The organism is Psychromonas saccharinae, from assembly GCF_051201515.1.
GTDB lineage: Bacteria > Pseudomonadota > Gammaproteobacteria > Enterobacterales > Psychromonadaceae > Psychromonas.
The window spans coordinates 3,634,480-3,661,129 of sequence record NZ_CP195153.1 but is presented as its reverse complement, the minus strand read 5'-3'; the positions used below and the strand labels follow the sequence as shown (position 1 = coordinate 3,661,129).

General features: G+C 39.2%; 26 protein-coding genes and 1 tRNA gene. 22 read left to right on the top strand and 5 right to left on the bottom strand.

Annotated features, from left to right (window positions below; all coding sequences use genetic code 11):
* Positions 1-94: 94 nt before the first annotated feature.
* The 4 genes from ACR30L_RS16390 to ACR30L_RS16375 all read left to right on the top strand — a co-directional run bounded on the left by ACR30L_RS16390 (position 95) and on the right by ACR30L_RS16375 (position 2,882).
* A tRNA-Lys gene (locus tag ACR30L_RS16390) sits at positions 95-170 on the top strand.
* Positions 171-271: 101 nt separating this feature from the next.
* Entirely contained in the window at positions 272-1,330 is a 1,059-nt protein-coding gene (nadA, locus tag ACR30L_RS16385; protein WP_435235322.1) for a quinolinate synthase NadA, read from the top strand.
* Positions 1,331-1,399: 69 nt separating this feature from the next.
* Positions 1,400-1,882 (top strand): DUF1456 family protein, encoded by a 483-nt coding sequence (locus tag ACR30L_RS16380; protein WP_435235321.1) that lies wholly within the window; start codon positions 1,400-1,402, stop codon positions 1,880-1,882.
* 151 nt (positions 1,883-2,033) lie between these two features.
* The gene (locus tag ACR30L_RS16375; protein WP_435235320.1) at positions 2,034-2,882 is read left to right on the top strand and encodes an aldo/keto reductase; all 849 of its coding nucleotides are present in this window, start codon (positions 2,034-2,036) and stop codon (positions 2,880-2,882) included.
* Positions 2,883-2,984: 102 nt separating this feature from the next.
* On the opposite strand, the gene ACR30L_RS16370 is transcribed toward ACR30L_RS16375, so the two are convergent.
* The gene (locus ACR30L_RS16370; protein ID WP_435235319.1) at positions 2,985-3,818 is read right to left on the bottom strand and encodes a helix-turn-helix domain-containing protein; all 834 of its coding nucleotides are present in this window, start codon (positions 3,816-3,818) and stop codon (positions 2,985-2,987) included.
* A gap of 375 nt (positions 3,819-4,193) precedes the next feature.
* Between ACR30L_RS16370 and ACR30L_RS16365 the strand changes: the two genes are divergently transcribed.
* The 16 genes from ACR30L_RS16365 to ACR30L_RS16290 all read left to right on the top strand — a co-directional run bounded on the left by ACR30L_RS16365 (position 4,194) and on the right by ACR30L_RS16290 (position 22,150).
* Positions 4,194-5,333: a tyramine oxidase subunit B gene (locus tag ACR30L_RS16365; RefSeq protein ID WP_435235318.1), complete on the top strand. Its 1,140-nt coding sequence runs from the start codon at positions 4,194-4,196 to the stop codon at positions 5,331-5,333.
* A 248-nt stretch (positions 5,334-5,581) separates the two neighbouring features.
* Positions 5,582-7,036: an APC family permease gene (locus tag ACR30L_RS16360; protein WP_435235317.1), complete on the top strand. Its 1,455-nt coding sequence runs from the start codon at positions 5,582-5,584 to the stop codon at positions 7,034-7,036.
* A gap of 22 nt (positions 7,037-7,058) precedes the next feature.
* A complete protein-coding gene (locus tag ACR30L_RS16355; protein ID WP_435235316.1) occupies positions 7,059-7,379 on the top strand; it encodes a P-II family nitrogen regulator in 321 nt (106 codons plus the stop codon).
* 141 nt (positions 7,380-7,520) lie between these two features.
* The gene (locus ACR30L_RS16350; protein WP_435235315.1) at positions 7,521-8,069 is read left to right on the top strand and encodes a DUF3156 family protein; all 549 of its coding nucleotides are present in this window, start codon (positions 7,521-7,523) and stop codon (positions 8,067-8,069) included.
* Positions 8,070-8,726: 657 nt separating this feature from the next.
* Positions 8,727-9,128 carry a Rid family hydrolase gene (locus tag ACR30L_RS16345; protein ID WP_435235314.1) on the top strand — a complete coding sequence of 134 codons (402 nt, stop codon included), beginning with the start codon at positions 8,727-8,729 and terminating at the stop codon, positions 9,126-9,128.
* Between the two features lie 45 nt (positions 9,129-9,173).
* On the top strand, positions 9,174-9,479 hold the full coding sequence (locus tag ACR30L_RS16340; protein WP_435235313.1) for a (2Fe-2S)-binding protein: 306 nt from the start codon (positions 9,174-9,176) through the stop codon (positions 9,477-9,479).
* Entirely contained in the window at positions 9,472-10,866 is a 1,395-nt protein-coding gene (locus ACR30L_RS16335; RefSeq protein WP_435235312.1) for an FAD-dependent oxidoreductase, read from the top strand. Before ACR30L_RS16340 ends, ACR30L_RS16335 begins: the two co-directional genes overlap by 8 nt.
* 92 nt (positions 10,867-10,958) lie before the next feature.
* Positions 10,959-12,092, top strand: a complete 1,134-nt coding sequence (locus tag ACR30L_RS16330; RefSeq protein WP_435235311.1) for an NAD(P)/FAD-dependent oxidoreductase — start codon at positions 10,959-10,961, stop codon at positions 12,090-12,092.
* Positions 12,093-12,832: 740 nt separating this feature from the next.
* The gene (locus ACR30L_RS16325) at positions 12,833-13,906 is read left to right on the top strand and encodes an ABC transporter ATP-binding protein (RefSeq protein WP_435235310.1); all 1,074 of its coding nucleotides are present in this window, start codon (positions 12,833-12,835) and stop codon (positions 13,904-13,906) included.
* On the top strand, positions 13,906-14,826 hold the full coding sequence (locus tag ACR30L_RS16320; protein ID WP_435235309.1) for an ABC transporter permease: 921 nt from the start codon (positions 13,906-13,908) through the stop codon (positions 14,824-14,826). The genes ACR30L_RS16325 and ACR30L_RS16320 overlap by 1 nt, the downstream gene beginning before the upstream one ends.
* Positions 14,826-15,641 (top strand): ABC transporter permease, encoded by an 816-nt coding sequence (locus tag ACR30L_RS16315; RefSeq protein ID WP_435235308.1) that lies wholly within the window; start codon positions 14,826-14,828, stop codon positions 15,639-15,641. Before ACR30L_RS16320 ends, ACR30L_RS16315 begins: the two co-directional genes overlap by 1 nt.
* A 20-nt stretch (positions 15,642-15,661) precedes the next feature.
* A complete protein-coding gene (locus ACR30L_RS16310; protein WP_435235307.1) occupies positions 15,662-16,690 on the top strand; it encodes an extracellular solute-binding protein in 1,029 nt (342 codons plus the stop codon).
* Between the two features lie 107 nt (positions 16,691-16,797).
* A complete protein-coding gene (locus tag ACR30L_RS16305) occupies positions 16,798-18,165 on the top strand; it encodes an aminotransferase class III-fold pyridoxal phosphate-dependent enzyme (RefSeq protein ID WP_435235306.1) in 1,368 nt (455 codons plus the stop codon).
* A 113-nt stretch (positions 18,166-18,278) separates the two neighbouring features.
* Complete coding sequence (locus tag ACR30L_RS16300) at positions 18,279-19,067, top strand: helix-turn-helix transcriptional regulator (protein ID WP_435235305.1); 789 nt, start codon at positions 18,279-18,281, stop codon at positions 19,065-19,067.
* A gap of 73 nt (positions 19,068-19,140) precedes the next feature.
* Complete coding sequence (locus ACR30L_RS16295; RefSeq protein ID WP_435235304.1) at positions 19,141-20,547, top strand: amidase; 1,407 nt, start codon at positions 19,141-19,143, stop codon at positions 20,545-20,547.
* Positions 20,548-20,731: 184 nt separating this feature from the next.
* The gene (locus tag ACR30L_RS16290; RefSeq protein WP_435235303.1) at positions 20,732-22,150 is read left to right on the top strand and encodes an aldehyde dehydrogenase family protein; all 1,419 of its coding nucleotides are present in this window, start codon (positions 20,732-20,734) and stop codon (positions 22,148-22,150) included.
* 256 nt (positions 22,151-22,406) lie between these two features.
* Here ACR30L_RS16290 and ACR30L_RS16285 read toward each other — a convergent pair whose 3' ends face one another.
* Complete coding sequence (locus tag ACR30L_RS16285; protein ID WP_435235302.1) at positions 22,407-22,664, bottom strand: hypothetical protein; 258 nt, start codon at positions 22,662-22,664, stop codon at positions 22,407-22,409.
* A gap of 464 nt (positions 22,665-23,128) precedes the next feature.
* Between ACR30L_RS16285 and ACR30L_RS16280 the strand changes: the two genes are divergently transcribed.
* Entirely contained in the window at positions 23,129-23,605 is a 477-nt protein-coding gene (locus ACR30L_RS16280) for a hypothetical protein (protein WP_435235301.1), read from the top strand.
* A gap of 40 nt (positions 23,606-23,645) precedes the next feature.
* Positions 23,646-23,957, top strand: a complete 312-nt coding sequence (locus tag ACR30L_RS16275; protein ID WP_435235300.1) for a hypothetical protein — start codon at positions 23,646-23,648, stop codon at positions 23,955-23,957.
* On the opposite strand, the gene ACR30L_RS16270 is transcribed toward ACR30L_RS16275, so the two are convergent.
* The 3 genes from ACR30L_RS16270 to ACR30L_RS16260 all read right to left on the bottom strand — a co-directional run bounded on the left by ACR30L_RS16270 (position 23,950) and on the right by ACR30L_RS16260 (position 26,650).
* Positions 23,950-24,252, bottom strand: coding sequence for a hypothetical protein (locus tag ACR30L_RS16270; protein WP_435235299.1), 303 nt, complete (start codon positions 24,250-24,252; stop codon positions 23,950-23,952). The genes ACR30L_RS16275 and ACR30L_RS16270 overlap by 8 nt on opposite strands.
* 1,073 nt (positions 24,253-25,325) lie before the next feature.
* Entirely contained in the window at positions 25,326-25,961 is a 636-nt protein-coding gene (gene nth, locus ACR30L_RS16265; protein WP_435235298.1) for an endonuclease III, read from the bottom strand.
* The gene (locus tag ACR30L_RS16260) at positions 25,958-26,650 is read right to left on the bottom strand and encodes an electron transport complex subunit E (protein ID WP_435235297.1); all 693 of its coding nucleotides are present in this window, start codon (positions 26,648-26,650) and stop codon (positions 25,958-25,960) included. Before ACR30L_RS16260 ends, nth begins: the two co-directional genes overlap by 4 nt.

The window sequence follows — 26,650 nt, the reverse complement described above, 5'->3', positions numbered from 1 at the left end:
CTATATGGTCGTTGCTCAGTTGGTAGAGCAATTGATACACTTTTAATTTAAAAGTCATTCATAAAACAAAATCATCACCATATATAAACTATATGGGCCGTTAGCTCAGTTGGTAGAGCAGTGGACTTTTAATCCATTTGTCGAAGGTTCAAATCCTTCACGGCCCACCACTTCTTAAACTACTCCTTTCTCTATTTATCTCAGTTGAATTTATACACATTAAGCAAGTGAATTGGTATAATTGCCCTATTATAAATTTTAAGAGACTACGATGAGCAAATTTTCTCCCCTTATTGGTTCTGACTATCCTTTTCCACCTAAGCCTAAAGCACTTAATGATACGGAAAAAGATGACTATAAAGCTAAAATTAAGCAGCTCTTAATTGATAAAGATGCTGTATTAGTTGCCCATTATTATACGGATCCTGAAATTCAAGCCTTAGCAGAGGAAACCGGTGGTTATGTTGCTGATTCTCTTGAGATGGCTCGTTACGGACGCGATCATAAAGCCAAAACGTTAGTGATTGCTGGTGTTCGTTTTATGGGAGAAACGGCTAAAATATTAACACCGAATAAAGAAGTGTTAATGCCTGATTTAGAAGCAACATGTTCATTAGATGTGGGTTGCCCTGTTGAAGAATTCAGTGCGTTTTGCGATCAACACCCAGATCGAACGGTTGTTGTTTATGCTAATACTTCAGCCGCTGTTAAAGCGCGTGCAGATTGGGTTGTTACTTCAAGTATTGCCTTAGAAATCGTGGATCACTTAGACAGTGAAGATAAAAAAATCATTTGGGGACCGGATCGCCACCTTGGTGCGTATATTGAGCAAAAAACACAAGCAGATATGATTATGTGGCAAGGCGATTGTATTGTGCACGATGAATTTAAAGCCGTTGCTCTACGTGATATGAAGGCCTTGTATCCTGAAGCTGCTGTCTTAGTTCATCCTGAATCTCCAGAAAGTGTTGTAAAACTTGCTGATGCTGTCGGGTCAACTAGTCAATTGATAAAAGCAGCAAAAGATCTTCCTAACAAACAACTTATTGTCGCTACGGATACTGGTATTTTCTATAAAATGCAACAGGCTTGCCCAGATAAAGAAATGTTTGCTGCGCCGACGATGGGAAATGGTGCAACTTGTCGTAGTTGTGCACACTGTCCATGGATGGCCATGAATGGCTTAAAAGCGATTTATAATGCATTAACAGATGCAACTGGACATGAAGTACATGTTGAAGAAAAAGTGGCTAAAGGCGCTCTTGTTTCGTTACATCGAATGCTAGACTTTGCTGCAGAGCAACAATTGAAAGTTAAAGGTAATGCTTAAACTTTAACTTATTTACAATGAGATAGATTGAACCTCTTCTATTTCGAATACTTAACCTATTGAGATATTATGATAACTAATGATGTTTTACGACGTGTTCGCTATGCGTTACAACTAAACGATAAAAAAATGTTAGCCATTTTTGCTTCCGTTGATAATGCTATCGATGAAAATTACCTACACAGCATAATGGCTAAAGAAGGTGAAGATAATTTTGTATTTTGTCGTGATAGTCTTTTATCGCTATTTTTAGATGGCTTAATTAATGAAAAACGTGGTAAGAAAGAAGGTTCAAGTCCTGTCATTTTACCGGCTAAAGAAGTGCTTGCTAATAATGACATTCTTCGAAAATTACGTATCGCATTAAATTTTAAAGAAGAAGATATGTTAGCGGCATTAGACTCGGCTGAATTTCCTGTATCTAAATCAGAATTGTCTGCATTATTTAGAAAGAAAGATCATCGTAATTATAAAGTGTGTGGTGATCAGCTATTACGTAACTTCTTAAATGGCATTACTAAACGTTTTCGTGGGACAGAAGGCGAAGCGTAACTGCTCTGATCTATCCCCTTTGAAAACCGAGTTATTTACTCGGTTTTTTTATGACTAAAACCTGTCTACCTCACAACTTGTTGATTTTTATCTTCAAGGGTAATTGGTATATATTAGAATTGTTATTTGGTACTAATTAATGGGGATAGCGATGACGATTGACCAAACATACAAATTAAATAATAACATTGAGATACCTAAGTTAGGGTACGGTACATTCCAAACACCCGATGATAAAAAAGGTGTCGAGGCGATTGTTAACGCACTTAAGCTTGGTTATCGACATATCGATACTGCACAGAGTTACAGAAATGAAGAAAGTGTTGGTGAAGCGATTAAATTGGCTGCTATCCCTCGGGAGTCTTTATTTATCACTACCAAAGTGGCTAATGCGGTTAATGGCTACGAGAATACACTTGTGTCATTAGATGACTCCCTCAATAAATTAGGGGTAGATTATATCGATTTAGTATTGATTCACTGGCCTAGCCCACAACGATTTAGAGAGCAATGGCAATTACGCAATAGTGAAGTATGGCGAGCATTAGAAACGTATTACAAGCAAGGAAAAATAAAAGCTATTGGTATTAGTAATTTCAAACCTCACCATATTACTGAACTTCTAAAAACAGCAACGATTCCACCCGTGATTAACCAAATTCGTTTATGTCCTGGTGATGTAGATACAGAGACTGTTAATTTCTGCCGTCAACAAAATATGTTACTTGAAGCATACAGTCCACTCGGTCAAGGCCTTATTTTTGATGTACCAGAAATTCAAGCATTGGCTGAAAAATACAATAAAAATGTTGCTCAAATAACGCTACGTTGGAGTTTACAGATGGGCTTTTTACCATTACCTAAAAGTATCACATTGGAAAGAATTAAATCGAATATGGCTGTGTTTGATTTTCAATTAACTGAAAGTGATATGGCTATACTAACCAATTTGACTGGACGATGTGGTGATTCAAAGGATCCGGATACAGTTCCTTTTTAAAATTTATTTTTCGAGGTATTTTAATAGTATTGTAATTAATTTAATTGTTTGAAAAATGCCTCGTTATAATGCATTTAATTGAAAATATTGCACTATTATAGCTCAAATATAGTCTATTTTTTTTAAGTATGACTCATGTTTAACCTTGTCCTGATAATGCAAAGGCGTTGTGCTGACTAGCTTCTTAAATTCTTTTAAAAAGTGGGGTTGATCGGCAAAGCCTAAATCAAATGCCAGGTCTAAAAATGTCATTTTCTCATCATGATTTATTTTATATATCGCCGATTGGCATCTAACAATACGGCTATATGTTTTAGGTGACATCCCCATATCGTCTTGAAATTTTCTTTGCAATGTTCTTAAGGAAAAACCTGTCGTTTTCTCTAACTCTTTTATTTTTACATTACCCTGCCGTTTACAAATTTCATTAATAATATTAGTCGTAATAGGTGAATGTTTTCGTTGCATTTGTTCATTCATAAATTGATGAAATGCATTGACTTGCATAAGGAAGTTATTCTCCGTTGTTACTTGTTCAAGCAACTGATTTGAATTAGGAATTAAATCATTCAGACTATAGTGATTATCGGTTAGATCCCCCGCTGAAATATTAAAAAAATCGGGCATCACACCTGATTGATACCTGACCCCAAAATACCGATGATCAGTAATGAGATTAACTTCCATTGCTTCTAAGGGCGTTCCATAAACATCCCCATTAGGGTTATCACTATCGCAGTCAAAAAGTAGATCGATACAGCCATCAGGAACGGCTACCGGTGTTTGTTTCGCCGCACTCGCTTTGAAGGTATAAAAATGTGATATATCTGGATGCTTGGATTTTACAAGTGAAAATTTTTGTGCCGCATTTATGACTAACCAAGGCTGCTTATTATGGATATGACTGAGATTATTTATTACCGAATTAGCCTGCATAGTTAACCCCAATTAAATAAAAATGTGTAACTGCTTATTTAATTGCACTGCAACCTTTATGCCAAATTAGTTTGAAAATTAAACACTGAGGATTGTCGTAAAAATACAATACCGTGCATTATTTGTGGGATAGAGTTGTTTTCAGACGTTATACCAATCGTAATAATTAGCTTATCTATTTTGTTGGTTAAAATAGTTTATTTCTTTGTTGAAAGTTTCGTTAAGGAAACAATCATTTACATCAACTTTCGCCTCGAACTAAACCATTTTTCCAGCGCAAAATTTAGATCACATATTTAATACAATTGGTATTACTAAAAAGTACGTATTTTATGTTTTTTTATCAGCAATATTAACGACAAGAAAGGAACTAAAATGTCTGAGAACACTAAAATTGATTTTATCTATTTATCTGAGCAAGACATGATTAAAGCAGGTGTCACTGATATGCCTAGTTGTGTTGATACCATGGAAGATATGTTTAAGTTGCTCTACAAAGGTGACTATCGTATGGCTGGTGAAAATAATGATTCACACGGCGCGATGATCACTTTCCCTGAAAAACCTGAATTCGATACGATGCCGCGTCATACACCAGATCGTCGATTAATGGCAATGCCTGCCTATCTTGGCGGGGATTATCAAACCTGTGGTGTTAAATGGTATGGCTCTAATATTGCTAATCGAGAGAAAGGCTTACCACGTTCAATTTTAATGTTGATTCTGAATGATGTGGTAACGGGCGCGCCATTAGCATATATGTCTGCTAATTTATTATCGGCTTATCGTACCGGAGCCGTTCCCGGTGTGGGAGCTCGTCATCTAGCGCGTAAAAACTCCAAAGTAATTGGTTTGTTAGGCCCAGGTGTAATGGGGAAAACTTCGGTTGCTGCATTTATGGCTGTCTGTCCGGATATTGATACGATTAAAATTAAAGGCCGTGGAGAAAAAAGCCTTAATGCTTTTACCGATTGGTTAAGCAAAACGTTTCCACAAATTACCAATGTTTCTGTTGTTGATACATTAGAAGATGTAGTAAAAGATGCGGACATTGTTACCTATTGTAACTCTGGTGAAACAGGCGATATCTCCAGTTATCCTGAAATTAAACGGGAGTGGGTGAAAGCCGGTGCCTTTATTTCAATGCCTGCCTATTGCCGATTAGATGCTGAGTTAGAAAAAACTGATGTACGTAAAGTGATGGATAATCCAGGTCTTTACGATGCTTGGTTTTCTGAAGTACCAAAACCTGCGCATAAATATATTCCTATCATTGGTGTGCGTTTCCTCGATATGGTGGAAGAAGGTTTAATCGAAAAAAGCTCACTTGAAGATCTTGGCGCTATCACAGCAGGAGCCGCACCGGGACGTACTAGTGATGACGAAATTATTATTCTTTCCGTTGGTGGTTTACCCGTTGAGGATGTCGCTTGGGCAACTAAAATTTATCGAAATGCCCTGAAAAATAAAATAGGTGTTACGTTGAATCTTTGGGATACGCCTGAATTGCGTTAGTCAAATAGAACCATGTTGAAGTCAGGCTTAAGTCGGTCTACTAAAACGTTAACGAAGAGGGTATCTGGCTAGTTTTATCTCTAGAATTTGCCGATACCCACGCCATAGTCGAAGACATTACTTTTACAATTAAGCCATACGTGTACTTCTTTTAAGCATTAATCGAATTATTGTCAGTGTTTAAAAATGGATAAAGGAAATCGCGATGTGTTATTTGCACGCCGTATTTGACGATAGGAGATAAAACAATGAATAATCAACTCAAACGAACCTTAGGGTTTTGGTCGTGTTTCTCGGTGGCCGTTGGCCTCGTGGTCGCGTCTAGTACCATGGTATCACTTGGACAAGGAATGGGGATTGCTGGTGGCGGTTTTGTTATCGCAATGATTGCTGCCTGGATCTTGCAATACTTTTCAGCGCAAAGTTATGCCGAGCTGTCATGTATGATGCCTCACTCGGGTGGTATCCGTACTTATACCCGTGTAGCAATGGGGGCATTACCTGCTGTGGTTGCAACAATACTTGGTTTTGTTGTGCCAAACCTGTTTGCCATACCTACTGAATTAGCGGTGGCTAGTTCAGTGCTTTCTGATACATTTTTTCCAGGTATTTCTCCATTAGTCTTTGGCGGATTTATTCTCGGATTGCTAACGATAACAAACATTCTTGGTGTGGATATATTTGCTAAGTTGCAGGTTGTTTTTACCTTTACCATGATAATTTCAATGACCCTACTTGGTCTAATCGGTTTAACTGGCATAGGTGCTGCACCTGTGCCAGAACTCCCTGAGATCCCATTTAATGCAATGGGAACCGGTGTATTTAGTTTAACGGCATTGGCTATTTGGCTTTATATCGGTATCGAATTCGTTACACCATTAGCGCAAGAGACCAAAAATCCCGAAAGAAATATTCCACGTGCAATGGTGCTTGGGCTTGTGGTTATTTTTGCGGTTAACTTAGTTTATGGTTTTGCGTCACTTAAATATGTGCCAGCAGAACAGCTAGCTTCATCTAACCATCCTCATGTAGATATGGCACTAGCCATTCTCGGACAACCAGGGGTTATCTGGATCTCAATTGTTTCAATCTTTGCAAGTGCAAGTTCTATTAGTACCGTGATTGCCGTTGTACCTCGTATGCTTTACAGCATGGCCTTGAGTCATGAATTACCTAAAGTGTTCCGTAAAATACATCCAACTTTCCGCACGCCGTGGGTTAGTATTGCTGCGATGTCAGCAGGGATTGCAGCGTTCTATTTTGGTGGTATTGGTGATGCTCCAAATTTGATTATCTACATACTATCAGCGTGTTGTGCATGGTTATTCTGCTATGTTATTGCACATATCAATGTCATTATTCTTCGTCTTCGTTATCCAAAACTTCACCGCCCTTACAAAACGCCATTTTACCCTGTTCCTCAAATATTAGGCACACTTGGTTTCATCTACGCGATTATAAATATCGCGCCTGTTCCTGAGTTGAAAGAGCCAATCTTTAACCTTGTGGGTGTCATGGTGGTATTAGCGGTTAGCTATGGTGTTATCTGGTTGAAGTTTGTAGTCAAACAACCATTACTCAAGCCGATGAGTATGGAAGAGGCACAGGCAGAATGGATACAGGTAACAGAAGATCTCAACATTAATGGAATTACTGCGACCTTTGCAATAGCGCCAGATGACACAGTGAAAGTACACTCTTAAAATTTATGAAAAGGAAATAAACATGATTTTAATTCAAGCAATAATTCGTCCAGAGAAAACGATAGAAGTTACCGAAGCACTTGCCGATGTTGGTATACAAGCCTTTACAAAAGTACCCGTTATTGGTCGAGGTAAGCAAAGTGGACTTAAAGTAGGAGACATCAGCTATAAAGATCTTCCTAAAGAGCTTATTCAGACAGTGGTTGAAGATAACGTTAAAGATAAAGCTGTTAAAGCGATTATGGATGCTGCTCGTGTAGGTGAAGGGAATCATGGCGATGGCCGCGTTTTCGTTATTCCTGTTGCTGAGTCCTACAATATTCGCACTGGTGAGCAAGACTAATTATAGTGCTGATATACCCGTTACCAATCAAGATGCTGATTTCTGCATCTTGAATGGTAACGGGTATAATTATCTGTTCATTGTTTTTATGAACAGATAATCTACTTTATAGATTTAGTGTCATAGCATAGGAAAAACAACATGAGTGTAAAGACCAGCACCTTTATGATGGCTCATTCTGCCATTTTTAAACATACAGCTGCATTTTCTGAAAGTTGGGGCGAAGTGGATCAAACTGAAGAGGGAGCTGTTAGTTTTAGTACTCCGCCATCAGTACTTGAAAGCTTAAGAGTAGAACCAGAGTTTAAGAAGCGTTGGATGGGGGGCACCTGTGCAATGAATTTTATATTTTCTCATGAAGTAACATGTTCTGATATGACAAAGCTAATCTTTAAAGGAAGCCGAGGAGGGCCCTTTATCGGTGTGGCTAATGGAGAATTTAGTTCAAATTTGTTAGATGCATTAAATGCAGATACTAAACTAAAACAAACCTTGCTTTCTATTGACCTCGATAAATTAGAAATTAATATTCAAGATGATCGTGTGGAAACCATATTAACACCCTACGGTGGTGGTTTGGCTTACCTTGTACTTCCCCCTATGCGTACACTTATTCCTCTTCCTCCAGAACAAATTGATCCTTTGGCTTGGTCACTAGAAAGGCTGGCAACCATTATTGAATCGATATAAATTTTATTTGTGCTCTTTTTGACGAAAGATCATTAATCAAAAGTTCATAAGAAGGGGAAGCTCTGCTATATAAAAATAGCAGGGCTTTTTTTCTTTGAATAGTCTTATACCCGTTACCATTCAAGATGCAGAAATCAGCAAGACGAGAGGTGAGCAGATTCTAGGCATAAAGGTGAAGATCTAACGGGTTAAATCGAGACTTTATAACAACGAAGATGTTTGCCTCTCGTCTTGCCCTGCGGGTCACTAGCTCGTTTATTATAAACCATGGCAATACTGCGTTATAACATTCGATAAGGACTAGCCATTAAAGATGTAAAGTCTTGTTTTTACATCTACCGATAGAGGATTAACGCAGTTAATCGCTCGAAAGGTCATCATGTTACGCCTTGCCTTGGTATCCGAGCTAGTGACTGATAAACGCATCTTGATTGGTAACGGGTATATGTTGTTGGAGGATGTTTTTTAGCACATAAAATTAAACATAAGCTACCTGTAAATAACAGCTAAATCGATCATATAAAATACCTAATATCGATGTCGTAAAAATACAATACGCCCCTAAATTGCAGTGATAGTATCAAATGTAACTGGTGGGGATCGTTTGTTTCTCCAGCCCATAACTTCCCCTAAATCAATTTAATAAAGAGAAGCATTATGCAACGTATTAATTATTCATCAGGCGCAAAACTAGAAGATCTTGCAGGCTATTCACGTATGGTTAAGATTGGTGATCGGATTTGTATTGCTGGTACAACCGCCGTTCAGCCTGACGGAGAAGTTTTTGGTACAACGGCTTACGAACAAGCTAAATATATCTTCGTAAAATTTATTGAGCTTCTTAAGCGCGCTGATGCTGAGGCTAAAGATGTCTACAAGGTTAAAGTTTATGTTACCGATATGGGGCAGGCCCAAGAGGTAGCCAAAGCATATAGTGAATTTTTCAAAGAGTTCCGCCCTCTTTTTACCATGGTCGAAACCCCTAAACTTAATCGCCCTAGCCAGTTAGTTGAGATCGAACTTGAAGCGATGCTAGGTTGCGAAGTCGTAGCCGAATAATAAAGTGGCTACGGATGGCACTTCGTAGGCAGCAAGGAGTTAAGTATGTTGAAAAGATTGCATGAAAATAGCCCAACGACAGAACTTGTAACTATTACCTTTGAAGGCGAACAGTTACAGGTTCCTGTCGGTGAAACCGTTCTCGCCTCGGTGATGGCAGCAGGAGCTGGTTATAACCGCACTTCACCGATTAGTGGCTCACACCGTGCAGGATATTGCCAGATGGGCGTTTGTTTTGAATGTTTAATGGAGATTGATGGAATCCCGAATCAACAGGCCTGTGCTATTCAAGTACGCGAAGGGATGATTGTTAATCGTCAAAATGGCAAGAAGGTGTCGGCTAATGGATAAAATTTACGACGTTATTATTATTGGCTCAGGGCCGGGTGGACTTGCCGCTGCTGTGACGGGGGATAACTTAGGTCTTAATATTCTTGTGGTCGATGAGCAGCCTGAGCCGGGCGGTCAAATTTATCGTTCGATGGAGCGTAGCCGCCCAGAAAACGTCGATGTGCTTGGTAAAGATTATTTCGCAGGAAAAGCGCTTGTTGAAGACTTTAGAGCCTCGAACGTCACTTATATGCCAAACACGACAGTGTTAAATATTACCAATAATTTCGATGTTGATTTGCTCACTACAGGTGTTACTCAACGTGTGCATGGACGTCGAATGTTATTGAGTATTGGTGCTGCGGAGCGACCTGTACCGATGAAAAATTGGACATTACCCGGTGTAATGGGCGCCGCCGCTGCAGATATTTTATTTAAATCTGCAGATATGGCACCGGATGAACCGGTTGTCCTCGCAGGAAGTGGTCCTTTGCTATTACAGGCTGCTTGTCATCTCGTTGATAATGGTGTTGAAATTGCAGCAATGGTTGAAACGGCCAGCATCAAAGATTACATCAAAGCAACTCCCTTCTTGCCAGGTGCATTGCTTCGATGTAGTTATCTGATAAAAGGTCTGCAAATGCGTTGGAAGGTGAAGCGTGCAGGCGTGCCGCTTTATATCGGTTGTCGTCATCTTGAAGTGCTCGGTGAGTCGCGAGCAGAAGGTTTACGCTTTACCTATCGTGGTAAGCAGAAGGACATTCCTGCAAAATCCGTGTTATTACACGAAGGGGTGGTGCCTAATTTGCGTTTAAGCCAAGCACTGAAATGTAAGCATGAATGGTACGAGCCACAGCGTTATTGGAAACCCGAGATTGATTTATGGGGACAGACAAGTGTTGATGGGGTGTCGATTGCAGGTGATGCCGCTGGTATCGGAGGTGGGCCGATGGCGACGGTTAGAGGTCATTTAGCTGCGATTGGAAGTGCCTTTAAACTCGATAAAATCAGTGAGTCTGAACGCGATAGGCTTGCTATTGAGCATCGAAAAAATCTCAAGAAAGAAACTTTAATTCGTCCCTTCCTCGACCATGTTTTTCCACCTAATCCTCAAACCTTAAGCCCTGCAGACGATGATGTGCTAGTTTGTCGTTGTGAAGAAATAACTCGCGGTCAGATCCGCGAAGCAATCGCTCAGGGCGCACGGCATCCTGCGCAAATAAAAGCGAGAACGCGTTCCGGTATGGGGCCATGTCAAGGGCGGATGTGTGCAGCGACTATCTCCGAAATCATTGCCGACAGTTGTTCAATTGATATTAAAGAGGTGGGGGCGTTAAGTGTTCGGACACCATTGAAGCCATTAAGTATTGAACAATACGCCAACATGAAATTTAGCGACAAGGATTGAGACCATTCTACGGGGTTAAAAGTTGGTTGTGTCGTTTGGAATACGCGGGAACTCAGCGTTAACTTCCCGCCTCATTACAGAAGAGAATTATAATGAAAAAAAGTGCAGATGTTATCATCATTGGCGGCGGAATCATTGGGTGTTCGACGGCCTATTATTTGGCAAAAAAAGGTAAGTCGGTAATCGTACTGGAAAAGAGTAAAGTCATCGGGTATGGAGGCTCTAGCCGTAACGGCGGCGGTGTACGCCAGTCCGGACGTGATAAACGTGAACTTCCATTAGCCATGCACGGTGTACAAAATCTTTGGCCAAATCTTTCTGAAGAACTAGGGACAAATGTAGAATATTACCAACATGGAAACCTACGCTTGGGGAAAACAGACGCGCATCTTGATATTCTTAAGGGATTGACCGCAACGGCTGTTGCCCAAGGTCTTGATGTGAAAATGATCAGTGGCGAAGAGGTCAGAGAAATTTGCCCGCATCTTTCCGATGAGGTTATTGGCGCTAGCTGGTGTCCAAGCGACGGTCACGCTAATCCATTACAGGCAACATTAGCCTTCCATAACGCTGCTCGGCAACTAGGTGTGTGTTTTCTAACGGAGCAGAATGTATTGTCATTAAAAATGGTATCAGGTGAGTTGCGCCAGGTTATCACCACTGACGGAATGTTCGAAGCAGACAAAATCGTGCTTACAGCGGGACTTGAAAGTCGCCCCATTTCACAGAGCGTTGGTGTCGATGTACCGATGGCTAAGGTGGCTTTAGATACATTGATCACCGATGCACAACCCCCTATGTTTTATCAGATGTTAGGTACTGCGATGGCCGATTTCTACGGTCATCAGACAACTCATGGTTCCTTTGTTTTCGGTGGTGGTAACGCGTTGGATCCGAAACTTATTAGTAGTACGGCCGATCAAACGCCTATTGAAGCGACTGCGGATACCTGCCGTGGGATTCTTGGATATATTCCCGCATTGAAACATGCAAAGGTAGTGCGCAGTTGGGTGGGGGTTATTGATTGGTGCGAAGATAAGGTTCCTGTATTGAGTAACGTTGAAAATGTTCCTGGATTGATTCTAGGATGTGGACTCTCCGGTCATGGATTTGGCATTTCTCCTTCCGTAGGAACGGTACTAGCAGAATTAGCCAATGATGAAACACCTTCTATCGATATTAGTGGATTAGGATATGAACGTTTTGCTGGTCGCTCATCGATTTAGTAACATGCATCAGTCGCAAAGCTGTCATTGGCTTCAAAAGTAGATGGATTTGGCAAGGCGTTTTTGTCTCTATCACGAGTTGCTGAGGTTTTCTTAAGCAAGATAATCAAAGTGACAATTCTGCTCGCTTTCGGCAATTAGCGAGCATTGCCTTGTGTGATCATTCATTCAAGGGTATTTAGTTCTATTTTAAATTTTACTTAATAAGCAGATTCAAAATATCGAATAGTGTTTTTATAAATAACCTTAAAGTTTGTATTTATAGGATTTTTTATTTCCTCCGTAAAGCCCCTATCATTGCATACGTATTTTTACTTTTAAAGAAGAAAAATAAAGCCGGAATGCATCAGCAGAAACTATTTTTAAATCGTGTTTTCTAGAAAGTGTTCACATGTAGACTGATTTTATTTTTCATTTTTTATAACGTTTTGAAAACAAAGTCTATAAAGTGGTTTATCGGTTACTGATTCTAGTTGACTAGCTTGCTTTTGTTTTTAAGTGTTTGTTTTTATGTGTTAAATATCTGAGTCGTTATTTGTTGGTGATAAAGATTGGCTCGTAAATTTTCCATAAAATCAATCTTAAAATAAATACATTATCGTCTCTTATACCCCTTAATATCCCCATAATTAATTTTAGTTATATTTAAAGGTATATACCCCTCTGGGTGTATATACCTCATTTTTCTGCTTGGTTATTATATCAATCGAAAGGTGATATTTCTTATAAGGGACATATATATGACTAAACCAGATGTTGCAATTGATATCGATCATGTAGTGAAGCGCTATGGTTCGGTCACTGCATTACATAATATCTCATTAGATATTCGTCAAAACGAATTTTTCACACTCCTTGGGCCATCAGGCTGTGGAAAGACGACTTTATTACGCTGCATTGCTGGATTTGAGGAAGTAAGTGATGGAAGTATTGCGCTTGATGGAAGTGATTTGACGCCTTTACCTCCCCATAAAAGACCTATCAATACAGTATTTCAACAGTACGCATTGTTTCCTCATATGACCGTAGAAGAAAATGTCATGTTTGGGCTCCTAAATAGTGGTTGGAGTAAATATGAAGCGGTTCGTCGAGCCGATGATATGTTGAAGCTTGTGCAATTAGATGATTTTGCTAAGCGTAAACCTACTCAACTTTCAGGGGGGCAGCAACAAAGGGTTGCGCTTGCGAGAGCACTTGCACCACGTCCAAAAGTTTTGTTGTTAGATGAGCCGCTTTCTGCATTGGATTTAAAACTTCGACAGTCTGTTCGAGTTCAGCTTAAACAGCTACAGCGGGAAACAGGTATCGCTTTTATCTTTGTTACTCATGACCAAGAAGAAGCACTGACTATGTCAGACCGCATTGCCGTAATGGGCAATGGTTATATTCAGCAGGTGGGGACACCAAAAGAAATTTATGAAGCGCCTGTTAATCGTTTTGTCGCTGATTTTATTGGTGAAACGAATTTATTAGATGTAGAAGTCATCTCCGTTGTTGACGGCACGGCAAGTATTAAATTGCCTGGTGGTCAACCTTTCTCGTGTCCAGCAGCTGCAGTGGTAAATTCTGGAAAAGGGCACTTGTCAGTTCGTCCGGAGCGTATGAGTTTATGTGCTCAAGAAGAAGGTGACTTAATTGCAACGATTTCAGAACAAGTTTATCTAGGAACAGATATTCATGTACAACTCCTTTTAGCAGATGGTGAGACTATGGCGATTAGGTTACAAAATTCAGAGTCACTTAGCATTCCTGAAGTGGGAAAGACTGTTGGCTTAAAATTGGAGGCAGGTGCAGCGCGCTTGTTAGTTGATTAATGGCTGCTGGCGCGTCAATGGGCGCTTCCACTTCTAATATCTATAAAGGTAATGCACTTCGGTTAATGATTCCATCATGGTTCATGATTGGTATATTTTTGCTGATCCCAGTTTTCGTTATGGCAACCTATTCCTTTTTAACTAAAGAGTTTCACGGCGGTGTTATTTGGGAGTTTTCAATAAAGTCCTATGACCAGTTCTTTTTAGATAGGGGACTGTTTGGCGATGATCCTGCACAAATAGAGTGGACCTATATCAATATTTTTATTCGTTCAATTACACAGGCGAGTTTAGCCACAATCACTTGTTTATTGATTGGTTTTCCTACTGCTTGGTTCATTGCAACGCGTGATGAAAAGATGCGTCCATTATGGCTTTTTTTAATCACAATACCTTACTGGGTAAATTTGTTAATCCGCACTATTTCAATGAAGTTTTTACTTCGTGATTCAGGTCCTTTAAATGAGTTTTTACTCTGGACGGGGGGGATCACAGAGCCTCTCGGCATTATTAATACAGATTTTGCAGTGCTTATTGGTCTATTTTATAGCTACCTACCTTTTATGGTTCTACCTATATATGCAGCAGTAGAGCGCTATGATTTTTCCTTATCCGAGGCCGCTTCAGATCTTTATGCTGGCACTTGGACAACATTGAGGAAAGTTATTTTGCCTGTTGTTAGACCTGGAATTATTGCAGGCTCACTGTTAGTTTTTGTTCCGTCACTGGGTGCCTTTCTTGCGCCGGACCTATTAGGGGGAGCAAAGAGCTTTATGATTGGCTCTTTGATTGAGGAACAGTTCAAAGGTGCTGCAGGGAATTGGCCTTTTGGTGCAGCCATCTCAATGATTTTGCTGACTATCGTTATGAGCGTTCTACTTATTTATGCACGTAATCAAAATAAAGAGGAGACAAAATAATGGCGAGTCTATCAAATGTAAAAAATTTTACTGGCTTTAAAGGGATAACTATTTTTTGCTTAATCATCCTCTATGCACCATTACTTGTTGTCGGCGTGTATTCGTTCAATGCATCAACTTCATTGACTAATTGGGGCGGTTTTTCTTTTACTTGGTATATCGACGTATTTACTGGACCCGAGTCTTTAAAGTTTAAGCAGGCAGCCATTAACTCATTACTTATTGCTGTTAGCGCAAGTACGGTGGCAACCATGATTGCACTTGCTGCTTCAGTTGCGATGACAAGAGGTGGTCGATTTAGCGGGAAAACCGCTGGGTTTGCTTTGATTAATTTACCACTGATGGTACCTGAAATTGTAACCGCAGTTGCGAGTTTGGTGTTTTTCTCTGCGATTGGTATGGGAGGAGGCTTATTTACTATTTTTCTTGCCCATACGGTTTTTTGTATCCCATTTGCTTATTTACCGATATCTGCCCGTATGCAGAGTATCCCTGATATGTATGAACAAGCTGCGATGGATCTTTATGCTTCACCAAAGCAAGCCTTTAAAGATATTCTGTTGCCAATAATGATGCCTGGGATTTTATCCGGTTTCATACTTGCTTTCATCATATCGCTAGATGACTTTCTTATTACCAGCTTTGTAAAAGGTGCTGGTATAGAAACATTACCAACCGCTATCTTTGGCTCTGTTAAGCAGGGAATTAAGCCTAATATCATGGCTATTTCTACGCTTATGCTCGGAGTCTCAGTCATTTTTGTATCCCTGTCTTGGTTCCTTGGTCGTAAAGATCAATTGAATAAAGCAAAGTAATCAACTAAATGGAGTTTCCTATGAAAAAACTGATTAAACCTGCCTTAATACTTTTATTAGCATTATCGGCAAATGCACAAGCTGCTGGGACGTTATCTCTTTATAACTGGTTTGAGTATATGCCTAAATCATTACTTGATAAGTTTTCAGAGGAATATGATGTTGCAGTTACCACGGATACCTTTGATAGTAATGAAGCAATGCTTGCTTCGCTAAAAGCAGGAAAGTTAGGTAGTTATGACCTTGCTGTGCCAGGGGATTACATGGTTAAAATCATGGCTAATGAAGGCATGCTCGATACATTTAAACCTGAAGAATTGTCCAATTTTAGCAATATAAGTAAACAATGGTTAGATGTGTCATTTGATCCTGGTAGAAAGAGTTCTATCCCTTATCAATGGGGGTCTACGTCCTTTTCTGTAAATCGTGATATTTACAAAGGTTCGATTGATTCCTTGTCTGTTATTTTTAACCCGCCAGAGGAGTTAAAGGGCAAGATTAATGTACTTGATACTGCAGGCGAAACATTAACCCTAGCTTCTGTATATCTAGGGATACCGCAATGTAGCACCGATAGAGAACAATTAAAGTCATTGAGTAATCTGGTTAATACAGCGAAAAAGGATTGGGCTTCTTTTGGTTCCGATGTCGCTAAAGACGTACTTGTTTCTGGAGATGTAACTGCAGGCATGATTTGGTCTGGTTTCTCGGCTAAAGCACGTGCAGAAGGAGCAAATGTTGAATATGCATTCCCTAAAGAAGGATTTATTGTCTGGATGGATAATCTCGTTCTTTTGAAAGATGCACCAAACCGTGAAAATGCGTTGAAGTTCATGAACTTCTTACTTGAACCTGAAAATGCAGCCGAGTTAAGTAACTTCGCAAAATACTCTCCTGGCGTTGATAACACTGAACCCTTCCTATTAGCTGAAGTTAAAGACTCACCTGAAGCTAATCCACCTAAAGGTTCAAAAGGTGTCTTTGTCGAAACTTGTTCTCAGGAAGTACAGGAAATGTATAACGCAATTTGGACACGATTGAAAAAATAATGGGATAAGGGCTGATAGCTATCAAATGACTGATCATAGCTGATGTTGATTTGTTGGGCTATCAGCCAGCAGGGTATTCACAGAAAGAGATAAAGAGGTATTGAAAATTGAAAACAATTAACGTGGCAACAGATACAGCATCGGTGCTTGCAGCAGACTCTCACTTAGTTCAGTCATTTGCCGATCTAAATGCATTGAAGCAGGCTGATTCACGTACGGTGATTTCTGAGGCAAAGGGGGTTTATGTTAAAAATGGCGACGGTGAAAGTTTGCTTGATGGAATCGGGGGCTTATGGTGCGTCAATATTGGGCACGGTCGCGAAGAAATGATAGAGGCCATTTCGAGTCAACTTAAAACGCTAGATTATTATTCGACTTTTTATAATTTTACCCATCCAACAGCGGCAGCATTAGCACAAAAAATTGCGCAATTAGCACCAGGGTCATTGAATCATGTTCATTTTGGTAACTCTGGTTCAGTGGCGAATGATACCGCTATACGTTTGCTGCACCATTACAATAATCGTCTAGGCCGACCTAATAAAAAGAAAATACTAAGCCGTATTGGTGCTTATCACGGTTCAACTCACCTCGCGATGGCAATGACAACACCTGCTTATTCCGAAGGGTGGGATTGTGCTTCTGATCTCGTACAACATTTACGTAGCCCTCATTATTGGCGAGAGGGGGAAGGAATGAGTGAAACTGAGTTTTTGGATGCATTAATTATGGATCTTAAAACAAATATTCATAATACAGGTGCTGAAAATATAGCTGCGTTTATTGCAGAGCCAATTATGGGAGCGGGCGGAGTTATTGTACCTCCTGAAGGTTACCATGCTCGAATGGCTGAAGTTTGTGCAGAAAATGAAATAAAATATATTTCAGATGAGGTTGTCACTTCCTTTGGCCGTTTGGGTCACTTTTTTGCTTCAAAAGATGTTTTCGGTGTTACTCCCGATATTATTACGACAGCGAAAGGGTTAACTTCAGGCTATCAACCTTTATCTGCGACCATTATTTCAGACGAGATCCACGAGGTTATATCGGGTCCTGATGGGCTGTTTTCTCATGGCATGACTTACTCTGGTCATCCGGCTGCCTCTGCTGCTGCACTTACAAACATTGCGATCATGGAGCAAGAGAAGTTACTAGAGCAGGTACAAGATACAGGTAAGATTTTTGAACGCTCATTGAAGGAACTTAATGATCTTGAACTCGTTGGAGAGGTACGAGGTAGCCACTTTATGATCGGCATTGAATTTGTGAAAAATAAGGCCACTAAAGAGCCATTCACACCGGAAGATATGGTTGGATCAAAAGTGGCTGAAGTTGCGCAACGACGCGGATTAGTTGCTCGTCCATTGGGTAACATTTTAATTCTGTCACCGCCTCTTACTTTAACTGAAGAGCAGATAGCTGATATCGCCGATATTCTGCGTCAGAGTATTATTGAGGTGAGTGCTTCTTTATAAGCAACTTTAGTTTATGAAACTCTCTCTGACTACTTAGTAGGTTGTTTCATATGACTAATATTGCTAAGAGAATAAACATCAATATGTTTATTTAATTAAAGAGAATCAGGTTTATGAATAGAGCACAAGATAAAGCTTTAAGTGAATTAATCCGTACTATTGGCCAAGTTGATTTCCCTGAAGCGCTCAGTTATTTCATTGAAAAAATAGTCCGTTTCGATAGCTTTATCATCTTTGCTTATCATAAAGATCATAACCCTAGTATTTTATATAGAGATCATAATCCTGAGCTATTTCTCGCGTTAGATAGTCAGTATATTAAAGGGGCTTACCTATTAGACCCCTTTTATCATGCAGTCTCGAGTGGAATACAAAAAGATGTACATCGGTTATTTGATCTTGCGCCGGATAAATTTAAACAGACTAGCTATTTCAAGGAATATTACAGAGACACGACGATGGTTGACGAAATGGCCATTTTTGCTCATATCACCAATGATACAACAATCGCCGTTAATTTTGGCCGGGATAGTACGAGCAACACGCGATTTTCAAAAAATGAGATAACTCGTATTAAATCTTTTCAATCGGTTTTAACAACTGTATGTGAGCAACACTGGCGACATTATCAACCTGAGGAAGGGATAAATGTTTCATTACCGCCTATAACGGATAGGCTAAGAGACGAGCTAAAAAAGCAGTGTAATATCATGCTTACTCCTCGCCAAGCTGAAGTCGCTATGTTCATTCTGCAGGGACACTCTTCGTTATCTATCGCGCTTAACCTTGGTATAGGTAAGGGGACGGTAAAAGTGTTCCGCAAGCAGCTTTATTCAAGATGTGTTATCAGCTCACAAGCAGAATTATTCGCGTTATTAACGCCTATATTACTTACTTTATAGAAAATTGTTTTCTCAAAATAGATGTAGCAAATCGAATTGTAATTTTATATTCCCCATTAAAGGATTATTAAAGATGAATGAAATTAAAAATACCAACATTGCTGATATGACGGCTGTTGAGTTGGGGCAACTTTTTAAAACAAAACAACTGTCTCCCGTTGAAGTAGCAGAGTCCTGTTTGGCAAGAATTGAAAAGCAAAATCCTATTGTTAATGCCTATAGCTTTGTTGATAGAGACTTTACTCTCGAAGCTGCAAAAAAGTCAGAGCAGCGATGGCAAAAAGGTACTCCGCTAAGTCAAATCGACGGTATTCCAAGCTCAATTAAAGATTTAACCATGGTTGAGGGATTGCCGATGCGCAGCGGCTCGTTAACGAGCGATCAAGGATTGGTAAAAGTTGACGCGCCATTTTCTGCAAGAATGAGAGAAAGCGGCGCCGTTATTCTTGGAAAAACGACAACACCTGAATTTGGCTGGAAAGGGGTGACAGATAACCGTTTAACAGGTATCACACGAAACCCTTGGAATACAGATTTAACATCAGGTGGTTCATCTGGCGGAGCAGCAGTCGCTGCGGCTTTAAATCTAGGTATCTTACATCAGGCCAGTGATGCCGGCGGATCTATTCGAATTCCAGCATCATTTTGCGGTGTTTTTGGAATAAAGCCCACTTTTGGATATATCCCACAGTGGCCTGCGAGTGCAATGACAACGCTTTCCCATATTGGTCCAATTACAAGAACAGTTGAGGACAGCATGTTGATGATGGATGCCGTAGCCAAACTAGATAAACGTGACTGGTATTCAACGCGCACTTTATCTGAGTCTTGGAGTGGAAATGATTTACAACCACTCAAAGGATTACGTATTGCTTATAGTCCAACACTCGGTTACGTCGATGTAAACCCTGGCGTTAAACGCCTGACTGATGATGCTGTAAAAAGGCTTGAAGCGTTAGGAGCGGATGTCGATATGGTGGATCCGGGCTTTACTGATCCCATGGATATGTTTTCTACCCTTTGGTTTGCGGGAGCTGCAAAGGTCATTTCAACGTTAAGTCCTGAAGATAAAGCCTTACTTGATCCTGGTTTCTTAGAAATTGGCATGGCAGGAAGTGAAATTGATATCGTCGAATATATGAAAGCGGCAGATCGTAGAGCAGAGCTTGGCCAACAAATGCAGGCATTCCACACTAAATATGATGCACTGATAACGCCTAGCTTACCAAATACCGCATTTAAGGCCGGGCAAAATACCGAGTCGGATAAACAAAAGCATTGGATGGAATGGACACCTTTTTCATATCCATTCAATCTGACCCAACAACCCGCATTGTCTATTCCATGTGGCCAGTTAGATGGGCTTCCTGTTGGTTTGCAAATTATTGCTGAGCGAGGAAATGATCTTGTTGCAATAAACATAGCGAAACATATAGAACAATTGCTTCCATCTGATTTTCTGAGTGTCCCAAGAGGTTAATTATTACCCTCATTCGATTAATTTTGAGCATATTAGCGCGTGTAGGTAGTTCTTTTAAAAGTGCTTACATTTTTTATTAGCAGTTTCAGTTTATGGATCGTTATTCTTAAACTGCATTAAAGGCCAGTGGACGTTTTCTGTTATGGCTATAAATACATACTCACAATAGATTTTGGAGATTTACATGCAAGACTGTCGTCAATTTTATATTAATGGTCAATGGGTGAACCCATCAATCCAACAAGATTTCCCTGTATATAACCCAACAACAGAAGAGCAGGTTGGCACAATATCCTTAGGTTCAACCGAAGATGTTGACCTAGCGGTGAAAGCTGCAAAAACGGCATTTACTACTTTTAGTAACACCAGAGTAGAAGTGCGTATTTCGCTATTAGAAGCATTATTAAAACAATATATGGATAACTATGATGCGATGGCACAGGCTATTTCACTAGAGATAGGGGCTCCGATTGATTTTTCCACAAATGCCCAAGCTGACTGCGGTAAGGGGCATATTGAAGCCGCGATATCGGCACTGAAAGAATACCAATTCTCACGTACGTTAGGTAATGCAGAAATAGTTAAAGAACCGATTGGCGTTTGTGGTTTTATCACACCGTGGAATTGGCCAATCAATCAAATTGCTTGTAAGGTTATTCCTGCACTCGCAACCGGTTGTACAATGGTGCTTAAACCAAGTGAAATCGCGCCTTTATCAGCACAATTATTTTCACAGATGATACATGACGCAGGTTATCCGGCTGGTGTATATAACATGGTGCATGGTGATGGTATGGGGGTAGGCTCCGCAATCTCCGGCCATAAGGATATTGATATGGTCTCATTTACAGGCTCAACCCGTGCTGGTATTGCCATCGCAAAATCTGCAGCAGATACTGTTAAACGCGTTACTCAGGAGCTCGGTGGTAAATCCCCCAATATTATTTTAGATGATGCAGATATCGAAACCGCAGTGACGAATGGCATATTGCATTGTATGAGTAACAGCGGCCAATCTTGTAATGCACCGACACGTATGTTGGTGCCTGCTAGTCGGTATGAAGAAGCGATTGCAGTAGCAAAAGAAACAATAGATAAAATAAAAGTTGGTGATCCGGCTGAACATGGCGATCATATTGGGCCATTGGTTAGTGAGTCACACTTTGAAAAAGTACAGGCCATGATCCTCAGAGGGATAAAAGAAGGCGCGACATTACTTGCTGGTGGTGCTGGTAAACCTGAAGGATTTTCAACAGGTTATTTTACTAAGCCGACTATTTTTACCGATGTCACTAACGATATGTATATTGCCCAAGAAGAAATTTTTGGTCCTGTTCTGGTGATGATCTCCTATGAGGATGAAGCTGAAGCGATTAGCATTGCCAATGATACGCCTTATGGTTTAGCCGCCTATATTCAATCAAAAGATCCCAAACGAGCAACTAATGTGGCTAAAAAAATACGTGCCGGTATGATTTGTATCAATGGTGGTATTCATCAGTACACGTCCCCCTTCGGTGGTTTTAAACAGTCCGGCAATGGTCGTGAGTGGGGCGCATTTGGGTTTGAAGACTTTTTAGAGACTAAATCAATCACTATTTAACTGCAACTAATTGCTTTTAAATGATTTTTTGTGGGATGAAAAGTAGGGTTAAGCATGATCGTACTATTGCGATTATGCTTCCTTTATTGTTAGTGGTGAGTATCATTTTATAAGGCGCTAACGTCGCAATAGCACCCCAGAAATAACGATTATCACCGCCAGCGAAAACGCGTTCGAATCCTAGACCGTTAAACGTAAACATACTATTTTGGAAATTAAAAAGCAGACCTAGAATAGGTATAAATCCTCGAGAAGCTTACTCAACCCGCTTATTACTAATAGATAACTCGATTTTTTCAACGTAATCTTTCGTTGAGAATAATGGAAGAGGGTGCCCTAGAGCGAAGAAAGCATTCACATGTTTAATAGCGGATATTTTTCCACTTTCCTTAAATACTGCTGCTGTTGTTGCTTTCAGTTCAGCTAAATCGATTCGATGCTCTGCAGCATATGTTTCAACTGATTTATGCTTTGTTTTTTCTGAAAAAATATTTGCAAAGTCACTGTACCCCATTTTTATATCCTTAAATATCATTGTTATTGAAACAAAATATTAACAGATTTCCCATAGTGACGTTACTTTAATACAAGACATTTCTAAATTGAAAAAGGGGATATAGTGACCTAGAAAACTTACTATTAGGGCTAGGCACAAAAAACGTGACCATTTAGAGTAACTTCTATTGTATATAATGACGATTATGTTAAATCGCAAGTTTGTATCCAAGATAATTTGGAGGTCATACGTGCCTGTTTTAACTTTTAGCAAGGGGTCATTCACAACTAGAACATCTGGAGTGCTGTTATTTCATATAGAAATAATCTACAGCAACAATACTTTAATTCACACCACAATGGTTATACTGTAACTAAAGCAATAAATATAAAAACTTTATAGATAAAATAGCAGTGCTTTGGTATCATATTTTTTTTACTTGATTATTATATAATTTAGTTGTTTTTAAAAGGGAATTTTATATGTATGCAAAAGTACTTGTAGTAACCGCCGGTATGGGAGTGCCTGGAACTAAATTAGGTATAACAGCCATGAAATATGCCTATTTAGCGATTCAAAAAGTAAAAGGAGGGGAAGTTCAAAATTATGCCTTAGATCAATTCTTTGAAGTCGGAGGAAAATCATCAACATTAGTGATGAGTACTGCTATTACCGAGTGGTTCAAAGTAAACCCTAAACATGAAGATTTCTTTTCTCAAAGAACTAATCTTTTAGGTAAAACAATACAAATTGAAATAAAGGGACTTCTTATCCCCGGAGTAACTACTAAGGTAGATGTTAAAGTAGACGTTGTAAATCAGTATGGCGAATCAATAGCCTCTGCAAATGGTATTGATATTCCAGCTACAGGTAACCAATTGGGCGCATCATCTTTAAGAGGTAAAATAGTACGCCTACCAAGCAAAAAAATAGCTCAAGAAGTAAAAACAGCTATTTAGAATAATTAAATATTTATCTTGCATAATATGGATTAAAAAAATGCCTAAAATTAAAATAGGTCTAATTAACGTATTATTAATAATATCTCAATTGTTTTCTTTTGTTGTTGCTTTATCTTTGATTTTTAATTTTGATAAATTAAAAAATATGGCAATGATTGATTTAAATTCATATTTAATATCAATTGCTTATTGGTTACTTTGGTTAGGGGTATTAGCTATAGTATTAACTTTTTATTTTTCAATAAAAAGAGTGTTAGATAATGAACGTATATTAATGTTGTCTTTTTTAACTTATATAATTGTTTGGGGATTATGTTTTCTTTTCTACCTCCCTATTCTGATTAGTTAGCTTCATTCCAATCTGAATTATTTAATAAAAGGTATATACCAACTAAAGTTCCAACAGGAAAAATAATAAGTATTATTATTGCAAATACGGTTGAAGTTATTTTCGCCCAACCTTTTTTTTCTTTAGCTCCTTTAGCTACAAAATAATGAAGTGCGTAAAGAGCTAGAAGAAGAAAAATAACCCAATAAGAAATAATACCTATAAAAATAACAATAATTAATGTCATAACTATTGTTATTCCATAACAATACGTTAAAAAATTATGGACACGAGCTACCTTCAAATTATTTTCCATCGACTATCCATGATATAAAAAAAACATTGCCTTAGTCTATCAAAATCAAAACAAATAGCACTGATTAAGTGGTATTTTGGAAACGATATAATCGGTGCTATATCAAAAAACGATGTATTTTACCTATGTTAATTAATAAGTTTAATCCACTGATTATAATCAATAGAAGTGTTGTTGGAGGAATATTCGAGTCACTGGAATACAAATAATGCTGGCTCTTAAGTTGCAAATAAAAGATGGGATTGGCGCATCTATGAGTTTTTCTGGTAGTCCATTATCAGGAAGTCTTTACTCAGTTGCTATAGGGATATATGAGGAGTTAGATCAATAATGTCTAATAAGGACAAAGAAGAGTTAGGTAGTTTACTTTTTCCGCCTTGGAGATTGATGAGGCGCTTTTTATTCGTCGCAATGTTACTGATAATAGGGACTGGGACTGCATTTGGTCTTGTGTTTAACATTTACATTCAAGTTCCGCCTGAGTTGGTAGCTTATTGCCGTTGACGATATTCTTTTGCTTACTTAACTTTCGAGTTACTAGGGGGGCTTTTTTCTGTCCCAAAATTCTTAAATATTATGCGTTCTGTTTAGCTTGTATTTGCATACCTGCATTATTTTTCATAAAGGGAGGAAATTCTGGTTATGTATTAAGTTTTATAACTTTTTTTACGTTGTTTAGTGAATCCTATCTTATTTCAGGTAAAACCTATCAAAAATTTATTCAATACCAATACGATTTCTTTGAGGATCTCAAAGAGTTAAGGGAGACGATAAAAAAGAATTAAAAGCTGCAGAAAAAAGAATAAATGCTAATACCAAATGGCTAAACGTTCCTATTTTCTTTCACGCTGAGTTATTTTTTGTGGAGTTAACAAAAGCTATTTGTAAGCAACTAAGGGTGCGTTATAGTCTTCATTTTATAGCTTGAAAAAGGGTACAAACAGACTTACCTTTTTACCCGCTGAAACTACTTCATTTATGCTCGCTTTTCCCGGAAGAAAATCTCATTCTATTTACTGAATTTTGAGTTCTGTAAGGCGCATTGAGGGCGTGAGCGAAAGGTCGTCAAACTATTAATTTTCAGTTTTATCTTTAAACTCGCATAAATCTTCTATTATACACGACCCACAGCGTGGCTTGCGTGCGATACAGGTGTACCTTCCATGCAATATAAGCCAATGATGGACATCAACTTTAAATTCGGCCGGAATAACTTTTAATAGTTTTGCCTCTACTTGATCGACATTTTTTCCCATTGCTAATTTAGTTCGATTTGATACCCGAAAAATATGTGTATCAACGGCGATCGTTGGCCAACCAAATGCTGTATTTAAAACAACATTCGCGGTTTTTCGGCCCACGCCGGGTAATGCTTCTAATGCTTCTCTGTTTTCAGGCACTTGACTATTGTGCAGATCGACTAACATATTGCAGGTTTTGATTACGTTAACCGCTTTACTGTTATATAACCCGATGGTTTTGATGTAGGTTTTTAATCCATCAACCCCGAGTGCTGCAATTTTTTCGGGCGTATTAGCGATTGGGTACAGTTTATCTGTGGCTTTATTCACACTAATATCGGTTGCTTGAGCAGACAAAATAACGGCAATTAATAATTCAAAGGGACTGCTATAATTCAGCTCTGTTTTAGGATGGGGATTGGCTGCGCGAAGGCGCGTTAATATTTCTCGACGCTTTTGTTTGTTCATTTTTTTATCCCCTGATCAATACGGTTTTTAATTGCAATAAGCAGCCCCATAATTAAAAAAGCACCGGGGGGAAGTGCTGCCACTAAAAAGGTACTGTTAGTATGAAAAAGCGTTACGGTTAAAAATTGTGCTTGTTCACCCAATAGTGTTTCTATTCCACTGAATAGGGTGCCTTGCGATAAAATTTCACGGGAAGCGCCCAATAGAAATAAGACAATAGAGAAACCGAGTCCCATCATCAAACCATCTAATGCGGCATGTGCTACGGTGTTTTTCGAGGCAAAGGCTTCTGCTCGTCCAATAATGATACAGTTGGTTACGATTAGAGGAATGAATATACCCAACGATAGGTAGAGCTCGTAAGTGTAGGCATTCATAAGTAATTGTACACAGGTCACCAGAGAAGCAATGATCATAACGAACACGGGAATACGAATCGTTTGTGGGATCCAATGACGAAGTGCTGACACGAGGGTGTTTGATGCAACTAATACAAACAGGGTTGCGATTGATAAGCCTAATGCATTCGTCGCTGTGTTACTGACCGCTAATAACGGACAAAGGCCGAGCAATTGAACAATACCTGGGTTATTTTTCCATACCCCTTGCCAGATAATTTCTTTATACAAAGAAGGTGTCTTTGGCACTGATTCATCTTTTACTTGCGTTTCTTGTGTGGTGTCATTCAT

Coding starts and splice junctions, on each gene's coding strand:
- ACR30L_RS16370 (WP_435235319.1), bottom strand. CDS start 3,818: ATGCAGGCTAATTCGGTAATAAATAATCTCAGTCATATCCATAATAAG.
- ACR30L_RS16295 (WP_435235304.1), top strand. CDS start 19,141: ATGAATGAAATTAAAAATACCAACATTGCTGATATGACGGCTGTTGAG.
- ACR30L_RS16325 (WP_435235310.1), top strand. CDS start 12,833: ATGACTAAACCAGATGTTGCAATTGATATCGATCATGTAGTGAAGCGC.
- ACR30L_RS16345 (WP_435235314.1), top strand. CDS start 8,727: ATGCAACGTATTAATTATTCATCAGGCGCAAAACTAGAAGATCTTGCA.
- ACR30L_RS16280 (WP_435235301.1), top strand. CDS start 23,129: ATGTATGCAAAAGTACTTGTAGTAACCGCCGGTATGGGAGTGCCTGGA.
- ACR30L_RS16380 (WP_435235321.1), top strand. CDS start 1,400: ATGATAACTAATGATGTTTTACGACGTGTTCGCTATGCGTTACAACTA.
- ACR30L_RS16290 (WP_435235303.1), top strand. CDS start 20,732: ATGCAAGACTGTCGTCAATTTTATATTAATGGTCAATGGGTGAACCCA.
- ACR30L_RS16320 (WP_435235309.1), top strand. CDS start 13,906: ATGGCTGCTGGCGCGTCAATGGGCGCTTCCACTTCTAATATCTATAAA.
- ACR30L_RS16315 (WP_435235308.1), top strand. CDS start 14,826: ATGGCGAGTCTATCAAATGTAAAAAATTTTACTGGCTTTAAAGGGATA.
- ACR30L_RS16275 (WP_435235300.1), top strand. CDS start 23,646: ATGCCTAAAATTAAAATAGGTCTAATTAACGTATTATTAATAATATCT.
- ACR30L_RS16360 (WP_435235317.1), top strand. CDS start 5,582: ATGAATAATCAACTCAAACGAACCTTAGGGTTTTGGTCGTGTTTCTCG.
- ACR30L_RS16300 (WP_435235305.1), top strand. CDS start 18,279: ATGAATAGAGCACAAGATAAAGCTTTAAGTGAATTAATCCGTACTATT.
- ACR30L_RS16365 (WP_435235318.1), top strand. CDS start 4,194: ATGTCTGAGAACACTAAAATTGATTTTATCTATTTATCTGAGCAAGAC.
- ACR30L_RS16310 (WP_435235307.1), top strand. CDS start 15,662: ATGAAAAAACTGATTAAACCTGCCTTAATACTTTTATTAGCATTATCG.
- ACR30L_RS16355 (WP_435235316.1), top strand. CDS start 7,059: ATGATTTTAATTCAAGCAATAATTCGTCCAGAGAAAACGATAGAAGTT.
- ACR30L_RS16375 (WP_435235320.1), top strand. CDS start 2,034: ATGACGATTGACCAAACATACAAATTAAATAATAACATTGAGATACCT.
- nadA (WP_435235322.1), top strand. CDS start 272: ATGAGCAAATTTTCTCCCCTTATTGGTTCTGACTATCCTTTTCCACCT.
- ACR30L_RS16335 (WP_435235312.1), top strand. CDS start 9,472: ATGGATAAAATTTACGACGTTATTATTATTGGCTCAGGGCCGGGTGGA.
- ACR30L_RS16260 (WP_435235297.1), bottom strand. CDS start 26,650: ATGAATGACACCACACAAGAAACGCAAGTAAAAGATGAATCAGTGCCA.
- nth (WP_435235298.1), bottom strand. CDS start 25,961: ATGAACAAACAAAAGCGTCGAGAAATATTAACGCGCCTTCGCGCAGCC.
- ACR30L_RS16350 (WP_435235315.1), top strand. CDS start 7,521: ATGAGTGTAAAGACCAGCACCTTTATGATGGCTCATTCTGCCATTTTT.
- ACR30L_RS16285 (WP_435235302.1), bottom strand. CDS start 22,664: ATGGGGTACAGTGACTTTGCAAATATTTTTTCAGAAAAAACAAAGCAT.
- ACR30L_RS16330 (WP_435235311.1), top strand. CDS start 10,959: ATGAAAAAAAGTGCAGATGTTATCATCATTGGCGGCGGAATCATTGGG.
- ACR30L_RS16270 (WP_435235299.1), bottom strand. CDS start 24,252: ATGGAAAATAATTTGAAGGTAGCTCGTGTCCATAATTTTTTAACGTAT.
- ACR30L_RS16340 (WP_435235313.1), top strand. CDS start 9,174: ATGTTGAAAAGATTGCATGAAAATAGCCCAACGACAGAACTTGTAACT.